Annotated in this window: 20 protein-coding genes and 3 pseudogenes; 10 read left to right on the top strand and 13 right to left on the bottom strand. The window is 60.2% G+C overall.

Annotated features, from left to right (window positions below; translation table 11 throughout):
- Nucleotides 1-251: 251 nt before the first annotated feature.
- The 9 genes and pseudogenes from FKV68_RS26130 to FKV68_RS26170 form a co-directional block, all read right to left on the bottom strand.
- Entirely contained in the window at nucleotides 252-1,973 is a 1,722-nt protein-coding gene (locus FKV68_RS26130) for a PAS domain-containing sensor histidine kinase (RefSeq protein ID WP_180943428.1), read from the bottom strand.
- A 319-nt stretch (nucleotides 1,974-2,292) separates the two neighbouring features.
- Nucleotides 2,293-2,709: a response regulator transcription factor gene (locus FKV68_RS26135; protein WP_180943429.1), complete on the bottom strand. Its 417-nt coding sequence runs from the start codon at nucleotides 2,707-2,709 to the stop codon at nucleotides 2,293-2,295.
- A gap of 107 nt (nucleotides 2,710-2,816) precedes the next feature.
- Nucleotides 2,817-2,951 (bottom strand): annotated as a pseudogene (locus tag FKV68_RS33410) (LuxR C-terminal-related transcriptional regulator); the annotation flags it as partial.
- A 679-nt stretch (nucleotides 2,952-3,630) separates the two neighbouring features.
- Nucleotides 3,631-4,710 (bottom strand): ABC transporter ATP-binding protein, encoded by a 1,080-nt coding sequence (locus FKV68_RS26145; protein WP_180943431.1) that lies wholly within the window; start codon nucleotides 4,708-4,710, stop codon nucleotides 3,631-3,633.
- 1 nt (nucleotide 4,711) lies between these two features.
- Nucleotides 4,712-5,908 (bottom strand): glycoside hydrolase family 172 protein, encoded by a 1,197-nt coding sequence (locus FKV68_RS26150; protein ID WP_180943432.1) that lies wholly within the window; start codon nucleotides 5,906-5,908, stop codon nucleotides 4,712-4,714.
- A gap of 33 nt (nucleotides 5,909-5,941) precedes the next feature.
- Nucleotides 5,942-6,790 (bottom strand): carbohydrate ABC transporter permease, encoded by an 849-nt coding sequence (locus tag FKV68_RS26155; RefSeq protein ID WP_180943433.1) that lies wholly within the window; start codon nucleotides 6,788-6,790, stop codon nucleotides 5,942-5,944.
- Nucleotides 6,780-7,724, bottom strand: coding sequence for a carbohydrate ABC transporter permease (locus FKV68_RS26160; protein ID WP_180943434.1), 945 nt, complete (start codon nucleotides 7,722-7,724; stop codon nucleotides 6,780-6,782). Before FKV68_RS26160 ends, FKV68_RS26155 begins: the two co-directional genes overlap by 11 nt.
- A 57-nt stretch (nucleotides 7,725-7,781) precedes the next feature.
- Entirely contained in the window at nucleotides 7,782-9,137 is a 1,356-nt protein-coding gene (locus FKV68_RS26165; RefSeq protein ID WP_180943435.1) for an ABC transporter substrate-binding protein, read from the bottom strand.
- A gap of 59 nt (nucleotides 9,138-9,196) precedes the next feature.
- The gene (locus FKV68_RS26170; protein WP_180943905.1) at nucleotides 9,197-10,201 is read right to left on the bottom strand and encodes a LacI family DNA-binding transcriptional regulator; all 1,005 of its coding nucleotides are present in this window, start codon (nucleotides 10,199-10,201) and stop codon (nucleotides 9,197-9,199) included.
- A 71-nt stretch (nucleotides 10,202-10,272) separates the two neighbouring features.
- On the opposite strand from FKV68_RS26170, the pseudogene FKV68_RS33895 reads away from it, so the two are divergent.
- Nucleotides 10,273-10,511 (top strand): annotated as a pseudogene (locus FKV68_RS33895) (hypothetical protein); the annotation flags it as partial.
- Nucleotides 10,512-11,162: 651 nt separating this feature from the next.
- On the opposite strand, the gene FKV68_RS26175 reads toward FKV68_RS33895, so the two are convergent.
- Entirely contained in the window at nucleotides 11,163-11,465 is a 303-nt protein-coding gene (locus FKV68_RS26175; protein WP_180943436.1) for an alkylphosphonate utilization protein, read from the bottom strand.
- Between the two features lie 237 nt (nucleotides 11,466-11,702).
- Between FKV68_RS26175 and FKV68_RS26180 the strand changes: the two genes are divergently transcribed.
- The 9 genes and pseudogenes from FKV68_RS26180 to FKV68_RS26210 all read left to right on the top strand — a co-directional run bounded on the left by FKV68_RS26180 (nucleotide 11,703) and on the right by FKV68_RS26210 (nucleotide 20,981).
- Entirely contained in the window at nucleotides 11,703-12,245 is a 543-nt protein-coding gene (locus tag FKV68_RS26180; protein ID WP_180943437.1) for a Chromate resistance protein ChrB, read from the top strand.
- Between the two features lies 1 nt (nucleotide 12,246).
- Nucleotides 12,247-13,476, top strand: a complete 1,230-nt coding sequence (locus tag FKV68_RS26185; protein ID WP_180943438.1) for an MFS transporter — start codon at nucleotides 12,247-12,249, stop codon at nucleotides 13,474-13,476.
- Nucleotides 13,477-13,651: 175 nt separating this feature from the next.
- On the top strand, nucleotides 13,652-14,653 hold the full coding sequence (locus FKV68_RS26190) for a phosphatase PAP2 family protein (protein ID WP_245181377.1): 1,002 nt from the start codon (nucleotides 13,652-13,654) through the stop codon (nucleotides 14,651-14,653).
- Nucleotides 14,654-14,656: 3 nt separating this feature from the next.
- A complete protein-coding gene (locus FKV68_RS33420; protein WP_269808476.1) occupies nucleotides 14,657-15,091 on the top strand; it encodes an LssY C-terminal domain-containing protein in 435 nt (144 codons plus the stop codon).
- Nucleotides 15,092-15,231: 140 nt separating this feature from the next.
- Nucleotides 15,232-16,257 carry a sulfate ABC transporter substrate-binding protein gene (locus tag FKV68_RS26195; RefSeq protein WP_180943439.1) on the top strand — a complete coding sequence of 342 codons (1,026 nt, stop codon included), beginning with the start codon at nucleotides 15,232-15,234 and terminating at the stop codon, nucleotides 16,255-16,257.
- 73 nt (nucleotides 16,258-16,330) lie between these two features.
- The gene (locus FKV68_RS26200; protein WP_180943440.1) at nucleotides 16,331-17,374 is read left to right on the top strand and encodes a sulfate/molybdate ABC transporter ATP-binding protein; all 1,044 of its coding nucleotides are present in this window, start codon (nucleotides 16,331-16,333) and stop codon (nucleotides 17,372-17,374) included.
- Nucleotides 17,375-17,518: 144 nt separating this feature from the next.
- Nucleotides 17,519-17,622, top strand: a pseudogene (locus FKV68_RS33685) (sulfate transporter subunit); the annotation flags it as partial.
- A gap of 874 nt (nucleotides 17,623-18,496) precedes the next feature.
- On the top strand, nucleotides 18,497-19,561 hold the full coding sequence (locus FKV68_RS26205) for a polysaccharide pyruvyl transferase family protein (protein ID WP_180943441.1): 1,065 nt from the start codon (nucleotides 18,497-18,499) through the stop codon (nucleotides 19,559-19,561).
- Nucleotides 19,548-20,981: a Coenzyme F420 hydrogenase/dehydrogenase, beta subunit C-terminal domain gene (locus FKV68_RS26210; protein WP_180943442.1), complete on the top strand. Its 1,434-nt coding sequence runs from the start codon at nucleotides 19,548-19,550 to the stop codon at nucleotides 20,979-20,981. Before FKV68_RS26205 ends, FKV68_RS26210 begins: the two co-directional genes overlap by 14 nt.
- Here FKV68_RS26210 and FKV68_RS26215 read toward each other — a convergent pair.
- The 3 genes from FKV68_RS26215 to FKV68_RS26225 are packed head-to-tail and all read right to left on the bottom strand — an operon-like array spanning nucleotide 20,885 to nucleotide 23,593.
- Nucleotides 20,885-21,856, bottom strand: coding sequence for a glycoside hydrolase 5 family protein (locus tag FKV68_RS26215; RefSeq protein ID WP_180943443.1), 972 nt, complete (start codon nucleotides 21,854-21,856; stop codon nucleotides 20,885-20,887). The genes FKV68_RS26210 and FKV68_RS26215 overlap by 97 nt on opposite strands.
- 28 nt (nucleotides 21,857-21,884) lie before the next feature.
- Nucleotides 21,885-22,493, bottom strand: coding sequence for a histidine phosphatase family protein (locus FKV68_RS26220; RefSeq protein WP_180943444.1), 609 nt, complete (start codon nucleotides 22,491-22,493; stop codon nucleotides 21,885-21,887).
- Nucleotides 22,490-23,593 (bottom strand): inositol-3-phosphate synthase, encoded by a 1,104-nt coding sequence (locus tag FKV68_RS26225; RefSeq protein WP_180943445.1) that lies wholly within the window; start codon nucleotides 23,591-23,593, stop codon nucleotides 22,490-22,492. Before FKV68_RS26225 ends, FKV68_RS26220 begins: the two co-directional genes overlap by 4 nt.
- Between the last annotated feature and the right edge of the window lie 110 nt (nucleotides 23,594-23,703).

The following is a 23,703-nucleotide window of genomic DNA, read 5'->3' on the forward strand; positions in this document are numbered from 1 at the left end:
GAGGGTGTATGCTGGACGGGTGCAGGTAAATTCCGAAGATCCGACTTTGTTCCCGTTGCAATCAGGAAAGCGTTCGGCTTGTGAAGAGCGCTTCGGTCGATCTTAAAGCAGCAGCGTCTTCTGTTCCGCCTCAACCGGCAAAAGCGTCAATTGCTCGATCAGATGCGGCCGCTGCAATTCCTGGCGCCCCTCCAGTCCGTCGTCAGCCATGGGGCACGAATCGCCTTTGTTTGAAACCGAGCGAGGCTTTGCTATGGCGCTGCTGCTGGCAACGTAAACGTAAAGCATGCGCCACCTTCCGGATGGTTCAAAACGGAGATCGTGCCGTTGTGAGCAGCCACGATCGAATGAGAGATCGCGAGACCTATCCCCATGCCCGTGGGTTTGGTCGAAAAGAAACCCTCAAAGATGCGATCCAGGTTTTCTACGGCAATGCCGGGCCCGTTGTCGTGAATGGAGAAGGATACCTTGTCGCCGGCCTCGACGCGGGTGCTGATCTTGATCTGACCTTTCACAACACCGCTCTCAGTCACAGCCTGAATGCTGTTGCACAGGAGGTTGACGACCACTTGTTGCAGTGCAATCCGGTCACCTATGACCGGAAGCGTCGCGGCAAGCTGTATAGAGCTCACGATGGACTTGGAATCAATCTCATGCCCCACGAGCACCAGAGCTTCTTCAACCACCTCGTCCAAACAAAGAGGAATCCGCTCTGCCTCCTGCTTGGCGGCCATACCCCGAATTCGTTGGACAATGTCGCTTGCGGCCCGACCGCTCGAGGCAATGCGTGCGGTTAGCTGTTTGACCTTTTCCAGGTTTGGGTCTTGACGGGCCAGCCATCGCAAGCTTGTTTCTGCGTTTGTCACGATCGAAGTTAGTGGTTGATTGACTTCATGGGCAATCGTGGCAGTGACTTGACCCAGCAATGCGATCCGAGCAGAGCGTTCAAAATCAGCCTCCAGTTGATGCAACTGTCGTTCCGTGCTCAACCTTTCTGTGATGTCTTCCAACGCCAGCAGAGTTACATCAAGCTTTTCTGACGGTGTCGGATAGGCGACGGAGAGTTGTACGTCCCGCAGCTGCCCGGAGGCGGTTCGGATTTTCATGATTTCGGTGTGATTACGTTGGAGGTTGAAGCGAGCAGCCAAAACCCTGCGCTGGACGTCACGCGCCTCCGCGAACAGGAAACCGGCTGGCCCCAGAAAATCCACCGCGCTCGTCCCACCAAGTAAGGAGATCGCCCTTTCGTTTATTTCAGTGACCCGCGCCCACGTGTTCGCGGAATCGATCACTTCCGGGTGATGCTGCAGATAGGCGTCCAGATCGCTGACGCCGCTCTTCTTGAGTTCTCGAAGCACGCGCGAAGTCTCGCCCACATCGACCTGCAGCAGGGCAATCGGGAGGCGTTGAATTAAGGTCTGATACCGTTCTTCACTTGCACGCAGGTCCCAAAGCGAGCGGTCATCATCCGCCAATCCGGTGACCGAAATGAAGACTGTATTGGATGAGTGTCTGGCCTCAGATCGCCACGCCGTTACCACAGGATCCTTGAGTCTCTCATTAGACTCCAGCCGGCGGACAATGGTTCTGGCCCGTGACGCCTCCGTCGCCACATCGACTATCAGTTCAGCAAGAATCTGTCGAACGTCCGGTGGCACGAATCTTCCAACCGCTTCACCTATTACCTCAGACAGATCCAGGGAGATTCCCAAGATCTGCATCGCTCGATCATCGACATTGACTATACGGGTGGCCGCGACTAGCTCAGCGACCCAATCGGTGTGTTCTGTAAAATCGACTGAAGCGCGCGATACCTTGGATGGCGGCACCGATCGTATGACGGGAAGTGCCTCGGAGAAATCGAGTTCCCAACGCAAAGTGGCGGCACATCGCTTCGAATGGAGGGTCGCGGGGTCGGCATGGTTCACAAGCCTAAATTCGCGCCGATACTCTAGAACGTCATAGGGATTCATACCGTCTCGCCTTATCGTCTGTCTTATGGCAGCAGTAACGTAGCCGCCCGAAGAAGCCGGCCGTCGAAGCAGTCGTTTCCAATTCCCCTCCTGGAGAAGCATGGACAGTGGGCTGGCGCCTCATTCCCAGAGATCCACTACGTGATGTCCAATGATCGGAATGGCAGGCCAGCCATCGACGTGTTCGCAGGCGGGATTCCAGTACCGACTGGTCCTGCGAAGATCGCGGACGATAACGCTTTCGGTCGATACATCGGCCAACTCCATTCCCGGCCCAGAAGCATTGCTTTTGGCGGATGGGGTCGCGGGTTCAGCGGCGTCAGCCATTACCGCTATCCCCCCGCTCATCTAGAGGCGAATGCTCCAAGTCATGGTCGATCGCTGAGGCAAGGAGATCGATTATGTCGCAGTCCGCGACCGGCTTCGTCAAATAGGCTGTCGCGCCGCATTCCAAAGCGCGCGCCTCAAGCAGGGAGTCTCGGTAAGAGGTAAGAACAATTACCGGCATGGACGGCTCCATCGCCTTAACCCGGCGCAGCAATTCGAGACCTCCCATGCCAGGCATTCGCACGTCTGTAAGCAGCCAAGCGAACTGTCCAGGAATATAGGCCTCCAAAAATGCCTCAGCGCGATCGAAGCATTTGCATGGGACGCCTAAAACATACAGGAGCTCGGCCACTGCCTCGCGCACGGTTTCGTCGTCGTCAACAACCGCGATGAGTGGAGTTTCGAGCACGCTGATGGCCTCCGATTGGGCGGCACACTGGGCCGTCTTCGATAGATCTGGCTGAAATGGGCGCCTGCAAGACGATCGCCAATGCTAAGATGAAAGCATCGCGCGAACGTAGGCTGGTAATGTTTCCAAGCGCGGATCAGCTCTCCTACCGAGATCGCCTGCATCTTCCGCATGGCATTGCTGCGATGGAATTTGATTGTGACCTCACTTATGGAGAGGTCGAAAGCTATTTGCCTGTTCAAGCCCTTTAGCGACCGCGCACGTCACGTGACGTATGCTGTGCAGCAGAGTGCAGACTGCCACAACGTCCCAATCGTGTTCCATGTTTGGATCTGAGCGATCCGGGGGCAAAACGTTCTATGCTTAACAAGCAGGGCCCGCAGTGACTACGCGCATAGTCAACGGCCTTCTCCATCGTTTCTGTGCGTGGCGAAACGATGCCGTGCTCTGCAAATGGGCCTCAACATTCAGTGTATCCTCCGTATTCGAAACCTGGCGCTCCCGCAGGGATCGACGATATTTAAAGGGCAGTCGAAAACTAGGTATACGTTGGTCTGCGATGCAGACGACGCAACACCGTGACAGACGGTAGCGAGAGCGCCGTCGGAACGGCGTGCACGGCCGTTGTCGCGTCCGTTGGTGGCCTCGGTCGTGGCCGTATGTACGTGACGCATGGGAATGCTCGTAGGAGACGACTGGCGCACGTACTGCGCGCGCCAAAGGAGTTTGGTTGCCTCGGGGTTGCAGACTGGCCTGGACGCCAAGGCTCCCGCACCCGCAAAATGGATCTCGACGGTTGTGGCATATGTGAGGAATGCCTCGCGCCATGACGCCGTCGGCGCCAGAGCTACTGTCCGAGGTGCTGATCAAGCGAGCCTTTGGCGCTATGACGTTGCGACCGTGCACCGATGAAGAAGCGGCTCAGGCCTTGAGGCCGCCCGTCGTCGCGTCACCACTGCCAAGCCGCAAGGTACTTTGGCTATCAAAAAAGTGGACATCCGCGGAAGCGAAGGCGAGGTCGATCCGGTCGCCGGGTGCGAGGCTGACGCGCTCGCGAAGCAACATCGCCAGCTGCGTTCCGCCAAGCTCCACCAGAAGATGTGTCTCGTCGCCGGTCGGCTCCACGATCAGCACCTTGGCGGAAGGGCCGGTAGCGGCGATCTGCAGCCTGTTGGGCCTTATTCCCGCGACGGCCGGTCCTCTGTGACCCAGATTGGCGGCAGGGATGACGATGCCGCCGGAAGCTCGGAACGTGCCGTCGACGATCTCACCTTTGATGAAATTCATCGAAGGGCTGCCGATGAAGCTCGCGACGAAAAGATTGCGGGGATTGTCGAAAAGCTCAAGCGGCGTGCCGATCTGCTCGACATTGCCGTCGCGCATCACGACGATGCGGTCGGCCATCGTCATCGCTTCGATCTGGTCGTGCGTCACATAGATGCTGGTGGTGCGCAGGCGTTGGTGCAGGCCTTTGATCTCGGCGCGCATCTGCACCCTGAGCTTGGCGTCGAGATTTGAGAGGGGCTCGTCGAACAGGAAGACCTCCGGCCGGCGGACGATCGCGCGCCCCATGGCGACGCGCTGGCGCTGGCCGCCCGACAGCTGGCCCGGATAGCGGTCGAGCAGACCCTCCAGACCGAGCATCGTAGCCGCTTCGCCGACCTTCTTCTTCTGCTCGTCCTTGGGAAGCCGGGCAAGGCGCAGGGCGAAGGCCATGTTCTCGGCAACGGTCATATGCGGGTAGAGCGCATAGTTCTGGAAGACCATCGATATGTTGCGGTCCTTCGGAGCGACCTCGTTGACGATATCCCCGCCGATCACGACCGCTCCGTCGGAGATTTCCTCAAGTCCGGCGATCATGCGCAGAAGCGTGGACTTGCCGCAGCCGGAGGGCCCTACCAGCGCGACGAATTCACCGTCGGCGATCTCGGCCGAGATACCGTGGACGATTTCCAGCGCACCATAGCGTTTGACCACATTCCTGATTTCGACGCTCGCCATCTCAGCCTCTCGCTTTCTTCATTGCCGCTTCCATATTGTGGAACGGGCGGCGATAGGTCGGCACCCGGTCCGCGACATCGGGGAGCTTGCCGAAGGGCTTGTGCGGCTCCGCCTGGTACCAGAAGGCGACGGAGGAGATATCGTCGGCGCGGCGGTTGGCGTGACCGTGCTCGATCGTCACCCGGATGCTCTTGTGGAAGATTGCCGGATCCTCGATATGCCAGCGGTAGAGCGTCACCGGCTCGGTCCAGTTGGGGCCGCCGGCCGCGATGATGCCGTGATAGGGCGCGCTATACTCCTGCGTCGGACACCAGGCGGTGTTGAAATAGTCTTCCGTGCCCGTGCCGTGCAGGGTCGGCGGCCAGGCGTCATTGGCGCCTGGTTCAGACTCCGGCCGCGGTTCTATCAACGCCGCTTTCGCACCGATGCGCGGATCGGGTTTGCGAACCGTATCGGGCACCGACAATCCCTGTTCGCCGTCGATGAAGATCATGTCGTCGCCTTCGCCGTACCAATCCCAGATTTCGGAACGACGGCGTGAGTAGACGCTGTAGAGGACGCCGACGTAATGGCCGCGTCCCTCCGCTTCGAGGATCGTGTAGTTCGGCCGGCCGTCGATGTTCTCGCCGCCGAAGAGGAACTGTTCGTTGGTCAGCCCGGCTTCGCTCATGCCCTCTGGTCGGGCTTGGCGGTACTGGGCGTGGAAACGGCCCATGTCCTCCTCGAGGACATCGTGAAGCTCGAGGTCGATATAGTAGTAGAAGAGAAGATCGTGTTCGGCCTCGTTGGTGACAGTGAATTTCATGTGCGAGCCGAAGGGCATCGGCAAGTAGCAGTTGAAGGCCTTGCCGTCCTCAGGGCTCGCCTGCATCGGCAGGCTGGCATAGTTGGCGGTGCGGGCGTGGCCCATTCCGAAGAAGTCGCCAATGGGCGCCTCGACGCTCGGCTCCGTCTCCCCGTCCCAATAGGCCCTGAGCACGATCTTGCGCAGGAAATCCTCGCTCTCGCACGCGAGCGTCGCCCAAATATGGGTGACGATGCCGGCGCCTTCGTATTCGCCGATCACCACCGTCTTGCCGGGCTCGATATGCAGCCTGTCGTCATTGCCGCCGGTGCGGTCGTAGCTGGAGAAGCGGCGCGTTTTCGCGTTGCGCAGCTTCGCAAGACCGCGAAGGGGCGAGAGGCCGGCATTGGTCATTCGAATGTCTCCTGTGCAAATTGCTGTCGCGGCTCACTTCAGTCCGCTGGTCTTGAGGGAATCCATGATCTGCCTCTGGAAGATCACAAAGAGGACGAGGGTCGGGATGGCGACGATCGTGGAAGCGGCCATCATGTAGTTCCAGGATGCGGAATATTGGCTCTTGAAGTTCGCAATCCCCAGCTGGACGACCCAGAGATTGGGGTCGGAGGTGATGGTGAGCGGCCACAGGAAGGAATTCCAGTTGGCCAGGAAAAACAGGATCGCCAGTGCCGACATGATGGGACGGCTGAGGGGGAGAATGACGCTCCAGTAGATCCGCCAGTAACCCGCGCCGTCGATGCGCGCGGCCTCCTCGATCTCCTTCGGCAGCGACAGATAGTACTGTCTGAGAAGGAAGATGCCAAAGGCATTGAAAATCGCCGGGATGATCAGCCCCGCGTAGGAATTGAGCATGCCCATCGCTTTGACGATGACGAATAGCGGCACGATGATCACCGGTAGCGAGACGAGGAACGTCGAGAAAATCGAGAGAAACAGCACCTCGCGGCCGGGAAATCTCAGCCGCGCCAGCGCATAGCCGGCCATGGTGTGGAAGAAGAGCGCCACGATCGTCACCGTAGCCGACACGAGGAAGCTGTTGACCATGTAGCGGATGAATGGAACACCGGTCAGCACATAGATGAAATTGTCGAGGGTCGGCGACTGCGGGATGAGGTTCGACGAGAACGACTCCGTCGCCGGCTTGAAGGCGATCGACACCATCCAGAGGAGCGGAAACAGCGTCATGACGGCGAGGATGGCCGTCACTACCATCCAGAGGCCACGCACCAGAGTAACTTGAGACTGGGAGAAATAGGGCTGGGGGCGCTTACTGCTCATGATGGAAACGTCCCCCTCGCGTCAAGGCAAAGAACACCGCCGTCACGATCATGAGCGCCACGACCAGGATGGAGGCCATGGCCGCCGCGTAGCCGAAGGCGCCGAAGCCGAAAGCCTGCTGGTAGATGTAGACGATCAGCACCGACGTGGCGTTGGCAGGCCCGCCCTTGGTCATGACGTAGATGATGTCGAAGGCCTGTGCCCCGGCAACGGCCGCGACCATCGAGACCATGATCACGAAAAAGCTCGTGGGTTTGAGAAGTGGCAGGGTGATGAACCGGAAGCGGGCGATGGGCCCGGCCCCGTCGATCATCGCGGCTTCATAATATTGGCGGGGGATGTCTTGCAGACCGCCCAGGAAGATCAGCATGTAGAACCCCATCAGGAACCAGACGCTGACCAGGACAATGGTGATGAGCGCGAAGTTCGGATCGCCAAGGAAAGAGAAACCCCCGATGCCGAGTGCGGCGGTCAGCTTGCTGATCACGCCGATCTTGTCGACCACCATGAATTGCCAGACGAGCGCGACGACGACGAGGCTGACCATATGCGGTGCAAAGAACATCGAACGCATGACAGCGTTGAAGCGATCGGTGCGCTGGACGAGCAGGGCAAGACCCAGGCCGCATACGTAGAGCATCGGAACCAGCATGACCGCGTAGAGCGCGGTGACCTTCGCTCCCTTCCAGAATAGGGGGTCGTTCCACATGCGCAGGTAATTCCTGGCGCCGACGAAGGAATAACCGCCGAAGCCGTTCACCTCGTAGACACTAAGCACGAGGGATAGCGCCATCGGCACGCCGAGAAAGACGAGCAGCCCCAGCGCATCGGGCAACACGAACAGATAGCCCGCGATCCACTCGCGGTGCTTGGCGGAAAAATGGGTCCGGCCGGCGTGCCTGCGCCGCGCGGCCGTTTCGGCAATCGTTGTCATGGCGTCATGTCCAGCTTGCTGGGGCGGCCGCATCGGATGCGGCCGCCGGTTTGGCCGTCAAAGGAGCGGCGCACCCTGGTAGCTCGAAAGGAACGCGTCGAGCTGCTGGGAGGCGGCCGTCGCGGTGGCTTGCGGATCGGCGCCGCCCAGTTGCGTCTGCTGGATCGCGTCGGAGATGATCTTGTAGACCTCCGGCGGCACGCGCGGCTCCGCCCGGGTACCGGGGTGGATCTCCTTGGCGAACGTGCCGATCATGCCTGTTGAGAAGGCTTCGCCGCCCGCCTTCAGCGCGCTGTTGCGCGGCGGCATGTCGGATTTCCCCTTGGTGCACCAGGTGGCGACCCTGTCGATCGAACCCTGATCCATGGAGGCGAGGGCCCAGGCACAGAATTCGCCCGCAGCGTCGGAATTGCGGCCCTTGGCATTGGCGACGAATGCCCATCCGCCACCGACGGTCACATATTTGCCGTTCGGCGGCGTGGGCAGTGGGAAGACGCCATACGGGAAATCCTTGGCATTGCTCTGAAGCTGCGAAATGCCCCAGATGCCGACGTTCTGCATGGCGACATAGCCGGATGCGAGGTTGGCGATGGTGTCATGTCCACCTGCACCCATGATCTGGCGCGGCGCCACGCCGCTGTTGATCGCATCCTGCCAGAATTTGAGCGCCTGCACCGTTGCCGGCGAATCGAAGCTGCTCTTGCCCTCCGGCGTCTGGAAGTCGCCGCCGCCCTGCCAGAGGAAGGGATACCATGTGAAGTTCTGGTAATATCCCGGCTGGGTCTCGAACATCACCCCGAAGCGCTCGGGTGTCGTGAGCTTCTTGGCGACCTCGAGCAACTCCTCCCATGTCTTGGGAACGTCGTTCTCGTTGAGACCAGCCTCCTCGAAAGCCTTGACCGAATAATACATGGCCATCGGCTCGACCTCCATCGGGATGCCGAAGATCTTGCCGTCCACCATACGGTTGGCGATGACGCTTCCGGGAAAGTCCGCCTTGGCGGTGTCATCGATGAAGGGGGTCAGGTCCTTGAGGACGCCGCCATTGTAGTACCGCAGGAAGTCGCCCGGCGAGATGATAAAGATGTCGGGCCCTTCGCCGGAGGCAAAGGCGGTGGCCAGTTTCGGACCAGTGATATACTCGGAGTTCGGAATGAACTCGAGTTCGATCTTCTGCGAGTGGCTGTCGTTCCAGTCCGCGACCGTCTTTTCGAACCACGCGACCTGGCTCGCCACCGGCCCGCCCGGCGCATAGAACTGCCAGAATTTCAGCGGCGTTTCCTGTGCCCGCACCGCCAGGCGGTTGATGTAGGGAAATCCGCCGAGGCCGACCACGCCGCCGGCCACCGCCGCGCCGCCCTTGAGCAGCCCACGGCGCGTCAGTGTCCGAAAAGCCTTCTTATTGTCACTCATTTACTTCCTCCCGGGTTTGCTAATGACACCCCCGGTCCTCTTCCGGGGGCGGCTCCGCCTCACGCCGTGTCGAAGGCGTGAAGGATGCAGGGGACCACCTCCGAGCGAGGCGGCCCAGAATACTCGCCCGACAACCGCTCGAGCAGCATGGCGGTTGCTCTATGGGCAAGCAGCGAAGGGGTGTTGCCGACACGCGCGATCCGCGGCCGCACATATTCCAGCTGTGGCTGGTCGCCGAAAACGGCAATCGCAACGTCTTCCGGAATGCGAATGCCGCGATCATGGAGTTCGGCGATCGCGCCCGCCGCCATGAGATAATTGCCGAAGAAGATGACTGAAGGCAGGCAGTCGCCATGGGTCTCCACCAGCCAGCCCACGGCTTCCTGTCCCGACGGGCTGAGATAAGTGCCCTCGCGCCGCAGCTCGGCGATTGGTTCCACACCGTGATCGCGAAGCCCCTGCTCGAAACCGGCCGCCCTTGCCATGGCCTCGGCAAAGAAGGACGGGCCCGTGACATGTGCGACGCGCCTGTGGCCTTTCTTGGCGAGGTAAGCGCCCATCTGGTAGCCGCCGCTGAAATCGTCGATCTTGACGCTGTCGACCGCAGCGTTGGGCAGGTCACCGATGAAGACGGTGGGAATGTCTATGCCGATCAATGTGTCGTGCATGCCATGCAGGGCAAAATCGCCGACGATCAATCCATCGATCCGGCGGTTGCGTATCTGTTTCAGATATTGGTGGCTGTGTTCCTGAGAGTGACCGCCCGGAACGTCGGTGTTGAAGATCAAAAGATCCAGCCCCGTCGCCTCGAGATCGGATTGCGCGGCTCTCACGAGTTCCGGATAGAAAGGGTTGCGGATATCCGGGATCAGCATTGCCACCAGGTTGGTTCGCCCCGTGCGCAGGCTCTGGGCCTGAGGGTTCGGCACGTAACCCAGCTCGGCTATGGCCGCCTCCACTCTTCGACGCATTTCGGCCGACACGCGGTCCGCGTGGTTCAATACGTGCGAGACCGTAGTGAGAGATACGCCAGCTCGCTTTGCAACTTTCGCAATCGTCGTCATGCACATTGAATAAGCGATCACAAATCGTTTTGCAAATCGTTTTGCAAAACGATTTGCAAAATCCGAAGTGCGTGGATGTGGCTAATCAGCGAGCGCCAGATGACGCGTCGTTGAGTTCCGACGTGAAGGAGAGGACCCGCCGGGCGGTGGAGTTCGTCGCGGTGGCGACATCATCATCGTCACGCACGAGGAGCGCGGCTGGTTCGATCCCCTCAGTGACGCGAAGGCGACGTGTTCGCGCTCGTGAAGCGCCTCGATCAAGGCGGTTTCCTTGATGCCGCCGGCAAGGGTTGCGGGTCTCGTGGGATTTGACTGCAGTGCAGCAGGCGCATAGCTGCATTGCACAATTTTTGTTTTCCAAATGATCAAAAAACGATCATAACGCACTCAGCTGATGCACATGGCGGTTTTCCTCCCAGTGCCGCCGCAACAGCTGTTCCCCTCTGGAGGTTTTAATTACCTTCACACCTTACGGGCCGCGGTTTCCGCTGGCCCATTTTTTTTGCTCCGCTCAGACTCAGGAATTCCTCATTCCGTCCGCGGGACCGTCGCTCCAGGCGCGCAAAGTCAGGTCTCCTCTCCTCGTCGAAAGCACGAGGGTGAGAAAGGGAATGGGCTCGGTTGTAGATCGGTCCGCCTGTTGCCGCTGGCGCTCAAGCGCGCTCTCGCGGCCACTCGTCCTTCGCAGGGCTCTGGCCCCGCTCGTCCTTACCGGCAGCGATGCTCGAGTGCAGTTGCACCAGTCCGACCGCTCCGCGGTCCGGAAGGTGTTTTCGGAAATGAACGAATTTCTCCGCCGCCGGCCATCACTGGCGGCGGTTTGTTTCCATCACCCGCAGAACGAACTCGCAGCCCGTGCCCATCCTACGCGATTTGCAGGGCGATCCTGACCCTGTCTTACGGTGTCGCGGTCAAATCGATCCGTGATGAGCCGAGCGTGCCGGAAACCTGATCTCGCCGATCATCGCTTGCGGACGAACTCGGTACGCAGGACCAAGCCCTTGATCGCGTCATGGCGGCAGTCGATCTCCTCCGGATTGTCGGTGAGCCGGATCGACCTGATGACAGTCCCCTGTTTGAGCGTCTGGCCGGCGCCCTTCACCTTCAGGTCCTTGATCAGGACGACGGAATCTCCGTCTGCCAGAACATTGCCGGATGCGTCGCGGACCTCCGCAGCTTTCGCAGCCTCCGCGGCGATTTCCGAAGCCGGTCGCCATTCGCCGGTCACCTCGTCGTAGACGTAGTCGTCGTTTTGGTCGCTCATATCTGCCCTGTCGCTCGTGTGTTGATCAATTGCTTCGGATGCCGTCATGCAATCAGCATGGATGGCTAAACCCATTTGCGCCCTCTATCCCGGATGGGTCATGAAATCAAATCGCGCCCAGCGTAGCGGAACCGGCGGACAATTGCGGCAGCTACGGAGAGCTCCCATTCATCGGCTTCTATGTGCCGATCTCAGCGTTCTGTTGATTTGTTACGGTCGTTACATTAATACTGAACAATGACCTCCTCATCCTGGCTCCTCATGACCTACAAAGTCCCGTCCGAACCGGCCGCCAAGCGCATCGCGCTGTGGCGCCGCTTAAAAGGCATGGGCGCCGTTTATCTGCAGAACGGGGTTTGTCTGCTGCCGAAGACGGACGATCACGTCCGCCGTCTGAAGATACTGGAAAACGACGTCTCCGAAATGGGCGGCGAAGCGGTGATCCTCGAGACGGTGGCGCTTGATCGTGCGCAGGAAGACAAGGTCGTCAGCCGGTTCACCGCGGACCGCGACGAGCAGTACCGCGAGTTTCTGGGACGCTGCGCGGATTTCGAGAAAGAGATCGCCAAGGAGATTGCGATCGATAAATTCACCTATGCCGAACTCGAGGAAGAAGACACCGACCTGAAGAAGCTGCAGGGCTGGCTGGAGAAGATCCGCAAGCTCGACTTCTACGGCGCCCCTCTCGCCGAAGAGGCCGCTGCGCGCCTGCGTGTCTGCGAGGAACTCCTGGACAGCTATGCCCAACGAGTTTTCGCCGCCCACGACGAGAACCGATGAGATGATCAATCAGGACGGGGCAACGGCAACGATGAGGCCGGCGACATATCGCAGTATCCCGGCCGGCATATGGGCACTCGGTTTCGTATCGATGCTGATGGACATCTCCTCCGAGATGATCCATGCGCTACTGCCGGTCTACATGGTCTCGGTGCTCGGCACCTCCGCCTTCGCGGTCGGCATCATCGAAGGCATTGCCGAGGCAACGGCCTCGATCACCAAGGTGTTCTCGGGTGCTCTAAGCGACTGGCTGGGTCGACGCAAGTTCCTCGCAGCGCTTGGCTATGGTCTCGCCGCCGCCACGAAGCCGATCTTTCCGCTCGCCTCTTCTCTCGATTGGCTTATTGCCGCTCGATTTGTCGACCGTGTCGGCAAAGGGATCCGCGGTGCGCCGCGGGATGCGCTTGTTGCCGACATCGCTCCCCCAGAACTGCGGGGCGCGAGCTTCGGTCTGCGCCAGTCGCTTGACACCGTCGGCGCATTTATCGGTCCGCTCCTGGCGATCGGTCTCATGTGGCTGACAGCGGAGCATTTCCAGGCGGTGTTCTGGATTGCGGTCCTTCCCGCCTTCCTGTCTGTCGGCGTGCTGCTGCTCGTGGTCAAGGAGCCCGAGCGACCGCAGGAGCTTCGACGCGTTCGCATGCCGTTCCACAAGGATGAACTGGGGCGTCTCGGCAAATCCTACTGGTGGGTCGTGGCCGTCGCTACCCTGTTTACGCTCGCCCGCTTCAGCGAGGCATTCCTCATCCTGAAGGCACAGTCGATCGGCACGCCGATAGCTTTGGTGCCGCTTGCGCTGGTTCTAATGAGCCTGGCCTATTCGCTCTCGGCCTATCCCGCCGGCGTCCTCTCAGACAAGGTGGACCGGTTCACCATTCTCGTTATCGGTCTCGTGCTGCTGGTCTGCGCCGATCTCACCCTGGCGTTCGCGCAAAGTGCCATCAGCGCCGGATTCGGTGTCGCTCTCTGGGGCCTGCACATGGGGTTCACGCAGGGGCTGCTGGCGAAGCTGATTGCCGATACATCGCCTGCGGAATTGCGCGGCACGGCCTTCGGCATGTTCAATTTGATCACCGGGCTGGCTCTGCTGCTTGCCAGTGTCATCGCGGGTGCGCTTTGGGATCTCGCAGGGCCGCAAGGAACGTTCCTCGCGGGCGCGGGATTCGCGGCGCTGACTATGATGGGGTTGGTGATGGTCCGCGCCCGGCTCTCTGCACAGGCCAGTGCCTGACACGAGGTAGCAGCACAAAATAGATCGAGCTGACCTCAGAGCAAGGATACGGAGCTGCAAATGTACGACTCAGATGCCTTCCTTACACACGCGATCGGTAGCCTTGCCCGGACCAATTGGGAGGGAATGCGACTGGACCGGCTGATTACCAGGATTTTGTAAGGGCCGGTCCGGAATGGCGGCGTCGTTCTTTTCTGTCGTTACCGCATCGATCTCAGCGCATCCGCTCGCTTCGGTGGCAACGCAGAGGGCGCGAACGTGGGCGGCCGTTCACGATTCGCGCTTCAGCCGGTTCGCTCTGGATCTCCTTGATCCCTCGCGCCCGGACATGCGCTTCCTCGCTCTTCTGGCTGTCGTCCTCTTCGGTATCTTGGAAGACGTTGTTAGCGGCGATCCTTTGGTCAGGGCCGACACAGCAATCTACAATGCTCTCCAGGACCTGCGGACAGCACCCGGCGACGCGGTGATGATCGCGGTCACCGAATTGGGCGACACCTTCGTCGTCGTAGCTGTGACAATTGCGGTGTTGCTCTGGTTCGCCTGGAATCGCGCGTGGCGAACGTCGGCATTCTGGTTGCTTGCGATCGCCGGAGCTTCCGCGATCATCACGGTGATCAAGATTACCCTTCATCGCACGCGTCCAGCGGAGTCGCTTTACACGGGCTCCAGCGCATTCTCCTTTCCGAGCGGCCACAGCACCGCCAACACCGTCCTCTACGGGTTCCTCGCCTTCCTGGTTGCACTCGGGTTGCGCCGGGCCTGGCGTCTTCCCGTCGCGTTTACGGCCACATTCGTCGCGCTGCTGATCGCGTTTTCGCGCCTCTATCTGGGGGCCCACTGGTTCTCCGATGTGACCGGAGGATTGGCATTCGGGACTGCCTGGATCGCTGTGCTCGGTTTCACCTACCTCCGCAAGCCGGCTGAGCCTTACGGCGCGATCGGACTTGCGACTGTCAGCGCTACGGCGCTCAGTCTCGCGGGAGGCTTGAACGTCTATCGGCATCATTCCCTTGACGCCGAACGTTACGCCTTCAAACCGGTGGTGCGCACGATGACGGCGGGTGAATGGCGTACGAACGGTTGGCAACGGCTTCCATCTAACCGCATCGATATGTTTGGCGAGATCGAGGAACCCTTGACGATCCAGTGGGCCGGCGGCCTGCCAGCAATCCAGTAGGACTTGCAGACCAAGGGTTGGCACATGCCTGCACCATGGACCGCGACAAACGCGCTCGGCTGGCTCACAAACAAGGCTGCTCCCGTCGAATTGCCGGTCGTTCCTCGTCTCAGGAGCGGTAGGCTTCCGGGCCTCACCCTTGTGCTGCCCAACGACAAAATGCCGGAGGCATCGCGCTTCGTTCTGCGGCTGTGGGCAGGTGACTTCGAATTATCAGGTGAGAGTTCGTCCAACCTCTGGATTGGCTCGGTGGTGGAAGAGCATTTCGATCGCCCGATTTCTCTCGTTACTATCTCTGAAACCCGGTCGGACGCGAATGCGCCGCGCGATCTGCTTCTCGGCGCAGCTCAGTCAGCGCGGCCCGTCGCGAGTACCGGTTCTGCAGGAAGCAACAACTGGGATGGTCGCATTTTGCTGCTGGATGACAATTCGCCGTAAACCATCGCCCGCTACGTGCTGCGCAACCGCCGACGCATCTCGTTCCAGCCGCCCAGTTGGGCCCTCAGCCCCGATGGTCGTCTCGGCTTTTCCGCGTGACGTTCGCGGGATAGTTTCATGGGCCAAGCATGGAGGTCGAGATGGGAACGGATGGACTTGTCGGCGTCGTGACGCGTGCCTTCGTGGTTGGAATTCTTGAGCTTGGCTCTATAGGTGTCGCTCTCGCGGACACCACGATCCTGAACGTGTCCTACGATTCGACGCGAACGCTTTATAAGGAATTCAATGCCGCCTTCGCGGAAAAATGGGAGAGAGATACAGGAGAGACGGTGACTATCCAGACCTCTCATGGCGGCTCCGGAAAACAGGCGCGACTGGTGATCGACGGGCTTGAAGCAGACGTGGTAACACTGGCGCTCGAGGCCGATGTCGATGCGATCGCCGCGGCGACTGGCAAGATCCCGGCCAATTGGAAAAGCCGCCTACCAAACAACAGCGCTCCCTATACCTCGACGATCGTCTTCCTGGTCCGCAAGGGCAACCCGAAAGGCATCAGGGATTGGGGAGACCTGACGAAGGAAGGCATTCAGATCATTGCCCCGAACCCGAAGACCTCGGGCGGTGCCCGTTGGAACTTCCTGGCGGCCTGGGCCTGGGCGCGTGCCGCTAACAATGGCGATGAGGCCAAGGCGCGGGAATATGTCGCGCAACTCTTCAAGCATGTTCTCGTTCTCGACACTGGCGCCTGGGGTGCAATGACCACCTTTGTCCAGCGCGGTTTTGGCGACGTGCTGCTCACCTGGGAAAACGAGGCCTATCTGGCGCTCGAGGAACTTGGCCCACGCAATTTCGAGATCGTCACGCCGTCGATTTCGATCAAGGCCGAACCGCCTGTGGCACTCATCGACGGCAATGTCGACAACAAGGGCACGCGCAAGGTGGCGGAAGCCTATCTCAACTATCTCTACAGCGATGTTGGGCAGAAGATCGTCGCCAAGCATTACTACCGCCCCTACAGGCCCGAACTTGCCGATCCTCAGGACATCGCCCGCTTCGCCGATCTCAAAATGGTTACGATTGACGAATTCGGAGGTTGGCAGGAAGCTCAACGGAAATTCTTCGACACTGGCGGGATTTTCGATGAGATCTATATGCCGCGTCGATAGGGTTAGGTTCTAGGCAGCCAAGCGTTGAACTCGCCACGGCAATGCGAGCCGGCATTGAAAGGACGAGACATTCATGGAAGTCCGCGTCCAGAAGTTGCGCAAGGAATTCGGCCGCTTTCCGGCGCTCGTCGATGTCAGCCTCGATATTCACTCCGGCGAACTGATTGCGCTGCTCGGTCCCTCCGGCTCGGGCAAGACAACGCTGCTCAGGCTCATCGCCGGCCTCGAAAGCCCGACCGAAGGCATGATCTTCTTCGATGCGGACGACGCATCGAAGAAGACGGTGCAGGAAAGAAACATCGGCTTCGTCTTCCAGCACTACGCCCTCTTCCGCCACATGACCGTGCTCGACAATGTTGCCTTCGGTTTGAAGGTGCGGCCCAGCAAGATGCGGCCGCCGGCCGACGAGATCCGCCGGCGGGCGCTTGATCTCATCGAACTGGTGCAGCTCTCGGGGCTTGAAAAACGCTATCCGGCGCAGCTTTCCGGTGGCCAGCGACAGCGGGTGGCGCTGGCTCGTGCCATGGCCGTCAAACCCAACGTTCTCCTACTCGACGAGCCCTTCGGCGCGCTGGACGCAAAGGTGCGCAAGGAACTCCGCCGGTGGCTGCGCGATATCCACGATCGGACTGGTCACACCACGGTTTTCGTCACCCACGACCAGGAGGAGGCACTCGAGCTCGCCGACCGGGTTGTCGTGATGAACAAGGGTGTAATCGAGCAGGTCGGCACGCCAGACGAGATCTACGATTACCCGGTTTCTACCTTTGTGTACGGCTTCATCGGTCAGTCGAACTGCCTGAAGGTGACGCTTGCGAGTGGCGAGATCTGGTTCGATGAGCGGCCGATCGGCCTCAGCGCGACAAACGAACCGGATGGGCCGGCAACCCTCTATTTTCGGCCGCACGATGTCGAACTTGTCGACGGTGCCGGTAGCTGTTTCACTGGCCGCGTTACCGCAGGCCGGCGCGTGGCGGGCACGCGCCACCTGGAATTGGATGTCGGCAAGGAACAGTCTTCGGTCGAGATCGAGTTGTCGCCCGAGCGTGCCTCCTCGGCTGATCGCGCCGATATAGCCTTCCGACCCACCAAGTGGGAGTTGTTTCGCGGCGGGTAGCTGGTGGCCTTCGGTTCACGACATCGATTTCGACCTCTCCAGCGTGCGCCATCACAGACTGGGGAGCCACGGTGGCAAAAAATTCCCGGATGGAGGTCAAAGAGAATGGGTCATTCCCAAGATCATGTCGGCTGCGTCATCTAGACCTCTGATGGCGGCTGCGGCAAGCAGGCTCGGTCGGTGACGACGGCCTCGAGGCGGACGTCGTGACGCCGGCGCTTGAAGCCGATATCGACACGATAGCCAAGCTGCCGCGACGCAGGGGCTTATCCGTTTGCCCATGGAAGGATATCGACATCGCGAGGTCACTGGCGCGGCCGGGAAGGTGAGGGCGGCTCGTTCCATTCACTCGCTACCGATGGGTGACATTCTTGAGGAGTAGCTGGCTTACCCGCCAGCATCTTGCACTGGTCTTGAAGCTTCCTATCTCTGGTGCCATTCCTCGACATGGAGCCTCGAGATGGATGAGCCGACACCACAAGATCTTCCCCACCACGAAATCGAAGTTATCCCGCCAGAGCGGGATGAGGGAGACTCGCGAAACGCCGTGACGTGCCTCTGTTGTCAAAAGAAGCGCTTGGCCTCGCGAATGGATGTCGACGGTTGTGGCATATGCGAGGAATGCCTCGCGCCATGACGCCGTCGGCGTCAGAGTTACCGTCGGAGGTGCTGATCAAGTTCGGGAAGCCCTCGCGGAGCTTCGCGACGGCTATGTGCAAGGAACCTTCGACGGTCGTCTATGCGGCGCGATCATCAGACGGTCAGCAGATGGGAGACGGACCTGGCTCTATGGCGGGGGCCACGTCGGCGGACACAACCTGCTTGCGGAGATTTTCGATAGACGGGCGCTGCTGTCCGTCGGCACGGCTGCGCATGGTAAACGCGTAGAGCGTGGCTGTGTTTATGTTGCGCCGCCGATCGCCACTTTGTTGTCATCAATGACGTAAGGCTCGGGCCGGAGCCTCGGGTATGCATGACTCGGCCGGCAAACAAACCTCTCTTTCATTCTGCGGAGCGAGCAACGGACCCCGTGAAATCGCTTTGATACTCACCGGAATGTTGAACGATTGCGGCGGAACCTGCCTCGCCCAGGCCGGTTAGATGAACCGAGAGGTAGAAGCCATGGCAAAGCTCGGTGTCCTGACGTTTCACCGCTGCATCAACTACGGGTCGTTCTGGCAAGCACTCTGCCTCGTGCAGGGGCTTCGTTCGCTCGGCGCCCAACCCGTGGTTCTCGACCATCGTTCCGACCGTATCAGCCGCGCCGAATGGCGCTGTGCGCTCCAGCCGCTGCTGCCCGCGAGGACCGCGCGACCGGACATCTCGCTTTACGCCTCGAAGATCAGGAAATTCCTGAACGCATTCGCATCGTTTCCGCTCAGTGCAGCCTTTGCGCTTGAGGAGCCACTCGCCCCGGAAGATTGCGATCTGGTCGTCGTGGGCAGCGACGAAGTCTGGAACCTTCGCCATCCCTGGTACGGCGGAGTTCCGCTCTTCTATGGCGAAGGCCTTTCCGCAAAGAGGATCGTTTCCTATGCGGCCACGTTCGGAAGTCATCCCGCCGCGAACGGGCTTGAGAGCTATTGGGCGGACAAGCTGCAAAAATTTCACGCCATTTCCGTGCGCGACGAGAATTCAAGGATAATTATCGAAAGGGCGCTTGGACGTGAGGCCGTACTCGTCCTTGATCCCTGCCTGCAATTCCCGGAGACGATCCCGACTCGTCGAAGCGTTGCCGATCGCCGCCCCTACGTTGCCGTTTACGGCCACTCATTCCCATTGTGGTTTCAACACGAGGTTTGCCGCTCGGCAGAATCGCGCTCGCTCCCGCTGGTCAGCATAGGTTATCGCAACGATTGGGCGGACGAGCAGTGGCTCGACGGCGGGCCCTACGAATTCGCGGGCTTCATCGCCGGTGCCGAGGCTGTCGCCACGAACTTCTTTCACGGCTGCGTATTCGCGCTCCTCAACGCCAAACCGTTTGTCTGCGCCCTTTCTGACTACCGTTCCAATAAGATTTGCGACCTCACGCGCCTGGTCGGTGCGCAACGGCACGTGATGTCGCAGAAGACGCCTCCGGCGGACTATGAAACTATTCTTGGCGAAGCGCCGGACCAGGCCATCGCCGATCGACTAGCCGACCTTCGCCGCCAATCGCGGAACTATCTGACCGATGCCCTCAACTGAACGCCAGATGCCACCCGATGGCACCTCGCTCGCGCCGAAGCAGATGGACAGATCGGGCCTATGCATCGGCTGCGGCGCCTGCACTGCGCGATCTGACGCAAGGGCCACCGGCATGCGGCTTGATCATTACGGGCAATTCAAGCCGCCGGCATCCCACCACCCGCGCGGATTCGCCCAACTGTGCCCGTTCTCGCCCGATGCCAAGAACGAAGACGATATCGCTCGTGAGCGGTTTGCATCGGCAAAACATTGCGATCCGCACATTGGGCGCTTCGAAGCCGCCTATGTGGGATATGTCCGCGAAAACACCTTTCGGACCGACGGCAGTTCCGGTGGCATGGCCAGTTGGACAGCGGTGGAGCTTCTGGAGACGAACCTGGTCGACGGCGTCGCTCATGTGGTTCCTCGAAGCGAGGACTCCGAGTTATTGTTCCACTACCGCCTGTCGCGAACCGCAGAGGACGTACGCGCAGGGGCGAAGTCGCGCTACTATCCGGTCGAGCTGTCCGGGGTCATTGATGAAATGAGCCGCTGTCCCGGTCGCTATGCAGTCGTCGGAATCCCCTGTTTCATCAAGGCCCTGCATCTCTTATGTCTGCAGGATCCGGTGCTGCGCGAGCGTGTCGCCTTTACGCTCGGCCTCTTCTGCGGACACATGAAGAGCACTCGTTTCGTTGAGAGCATCGCCTGGCAGCTGGGGGAAAAAGTCGAAGCTGTCGCGGATGTCGATTTCAGGGTCAAAGATGTCACCCGCCCTGCGAACTGGTACACGGCCCGGCTGCTGCTGAAGGACGGCAGCACGCGGAGCAAGGACTGGTGGCATCTAGCCGACGGGGACTGGGGAGCGGGATTCTTCCAGAACTCGGCATGCAACTTTTGCGACGACGTCGTTGCCGAAACCGCGGACATTTCTTTTGGCGATGCCTGGGCAGAACCTTATGCCAGCGACGGTCGCGGAACGAATGTCGTCGTCGTTCGCTCTCCTCTGCTCCGACGCCTCGTCGACCACGCCCGTAATGAAGGGCGGCTGGAATTGCAGGAGGTCGACAGTGCATTCGTGGTCGGAACACAGGCTGCCGGCTTCAGGCAGAGACGCGAAGGCCTCGCCTTTCGGCTGAGCCGGCCGCGCCGGGGCGTCACGCCGAAAAAGCGCGTCGCCCCACAAAGAGCCGGTCTTGTTCCCCGGCGGATGACGATCTACTGGTTGCGCAGTCTGGTCAGCGCGCAAAGCCACCGCGTGTTCCGACTTGCCAGAATATTGCATTGGCCGGCGATCTATACTCGGTGGGCTTCGACCATGCTCGCCTTTTACCAGGGAGTGACCTATTCGCGCGGCTGGATCGGAAAACTTGTCTCCCGCATCTGCCCGGAAATGGCCGACTCGGGCAGGACATCGAGCGACGATGAACCGGGCGCATAACGCCCCGTCATTTCCGCGCAGAAATCGGCGAATTCTTCCGGCATGACCGGCGCGCTTGTGTGGTGCGGCGCCATACCCCGGTGCTCGGGGGTAAAGCAGAACGTGATTGTGACGTCGAATTCTTCAAGGGCGGCCATTTGGCGATCGAACCAGGCCAGCGCGTTAGGTCGGAAGCGGTCGGCCCAGGACAGGCCGGTGCGTAGGTGCGTGACGCCGAGGCGCTTCATCCATGAAACGGCGTCGTCAAGCCGGGGATCCTCGAAATGGAACCATTGCACGAGTCCGATCTCAGGCGTGTGCCGGGCAAACTCTTCCAGTGCCAGTTTGGGCATACCGTCTTCACGCAGGAGACCCATGTGGAAATGCCGGTAATAGGACGAGCCCTCGGCCTCTTTGTGTCGCGTGGTCGCACCCCAAGCGCGCGGCAGGTCGTAGAGGCTGTACCACTGGATCCGCTCGACCTTGCCTTTGAGCAACTCGGCGGTCTTCTGCAGCCCCCAAAGCTGGACTTCCTCGGCGCCGAAAGTCGAAACACCAACCTCACTGATCCATATCGGCAAATCGGTCACGGCGCGTATTTCCGCGAGCCTCAGTGGCCATTCCTCGATTTGCCAAAGATTCCAGTCAAGCGGAAAGCCATGAACCGCCACGGCATCGACGTGGTCAAGGACGCCATAGGATTTCATCAGGGCCATGAAATCTGGATCGATCGGCGAAATTCCCCCTAGCACCCGCCTGAGGCCGGGATTGATGTCTCGGATCGCATTGGCAGCCAGCTTCGCCATATGTGCAAAACGACTCCAGTCCGGGTCGATCTCCGGATCCCAATGCGACTTGTTGTTCGGCTCGTTCCAGATCATGGCCGCTTCGATCATCAGCGCCCTCCGTGTTTCTTCCGTTGCATCATCGTGCCGCGTCCTGGGTTTCGTTCAATTGCAGGACCTTCGCCCCCCAAACACCTGCCACCACGGCGGAGATGGAGGCGGGGGCGATATCGAAGCGCGCCCAGGCGTCAGTCGATAGGCCGAGCACTTGGCAGATCATCGCCTTAATGACGTCGGCGTGGCTCACGAATACGATCTTTTCGCCGCCGCTCTGCGTGCACAACGTTTCGACAAGCGCCACGATCCGCTGTTGGACGTCCAGCATCGTCTCACCGCCAGGGGCGCGTACCAGGCTCCGTGTGCAATTCCATTGGCGCCAAAGCGGGTCCGAGTTGAGGACTTCGAAAGTCTTGCCTGACCAACTGCCGAAGTCGACTTCGTCCAGCGCATCGACCGTTTTAACCTCGCCGAGCCCCGAGACGGCAGCGATGGCCGCTGCCGTTTCCTGCGTGCGTTTGCGGGGGCTGGCATAGATCGCGCCGATGTCCTCACGCGCGAGACGCGCTGCCAGGCGCGTGGCCTGTTCGCGTCCGGCGCCGCCGAGCGGAACGTCGGCCGATCGACCTGCGAGAAAGCTGCCGACGTTGTCGTGCGCAGCGTGCCGCACCAGCAGAAAAGTGGTCGTCACTCTGCCGCCCCCAGGAGTGCGTCGGTATCGCCTTCGATGAATTCCTCCAGGCGCCTGCGTGCCTCGGCATCGGTGAATTGCTGTGGCGGGGACTTCATGAAGTAGCTCGACGGGGCGATCAATGGACCGCTGATGTCGCGGTCCATGGCTAGTTTCGCACACCGGATCGCATCGATTACCACGCCAGCCGAATTGGGTGAGTCCCACACCTCGAGCTTCAGTTCGACATTGAGGGGGACGTTGCCGAATGTCGTGCCTTCGACGCGGATGTATGCGAACTTGCGGTCGGCAAGCCAAGGCACGTGGTCACTGGGACCTACATGAATGTCGTTGGCGGCCAATGGAATGTCCATCTGGCTGACAACCGATTGCGTTTTCGAAATCTTCTTCGATACCAACCGTTCACGCTCCAGCATGTTGAGAAAGTCGGTGTTGCCGCCAAAATTCAGCTGATAGGTCCGGTCGATGCGCACCCCCCGGTCGCGAAAGAGATTGGCGAGCAGCCGATGCACGATGGTTGCCCCGACCTGGCTCTTTATGTCATCACCAATCAGCGGAAGCCCGCGTTCGGCGAATTTGCGCTGCCACGAACTGTCGGAGGCGATGAAAGCGGGAATGCAGTTGACAAAACCGCAACCGGCGGCCAGCGCCTGCTCCGCATACCAGCGTGTCGCAACTTCTGAGCCAACGGGGAGATAGGAGACCAGGACGTCCGTTTCCGTCTGCCGCAAAACCTCCGCGACATCAGCCTCAGGCTTGTCGGATTCCTCTATCTCATCGCGCAGGTACCGTCCGATGCCGTCGAGTGTTCTGCCGCGTTGGACAACGACGCCGCTGGCGGCGACATCGGCGAAGCGGAAAGTGTTGTTAGGAGGCGCGTAGATTGCGTCTGCCACGTCATGTCCAACCTTCGCCGCGGCGACATCAAAAGCTGCGGAAACTTCGATATCGTGGACGTGGTAGCCACCGAGGTTGACATGCATCAGTCCGGGAACGGGGTCATCTTCCCTCGCACCCTTATAAAACGTCAGCCCCTGAACAAGCGAGGATGCGCAGTTCCCGATCCCCACCAGCCCGACCCGAATTGATTTCGATCGCATCAGTCTGCAACTCCTGCGCAGCTACAATGCTGGCCAAACCACCGCGTGGCCGAATGGTTCCTTCCACGATTTCTTGCGCGCCGGATCGATTCGGCCCGCGGCGCGTTGAA

This window comes from Sinorhizobium mexicanum, from assembly GCF_013488225.1.
GTDB classification, from domain to species: Bacteria; Pseudomonadota; Alphaproteobacteria; order Rhizobiales; family Rhizobiaceae; genus Sinorhizobium; species Sinorhizobium mexicanum.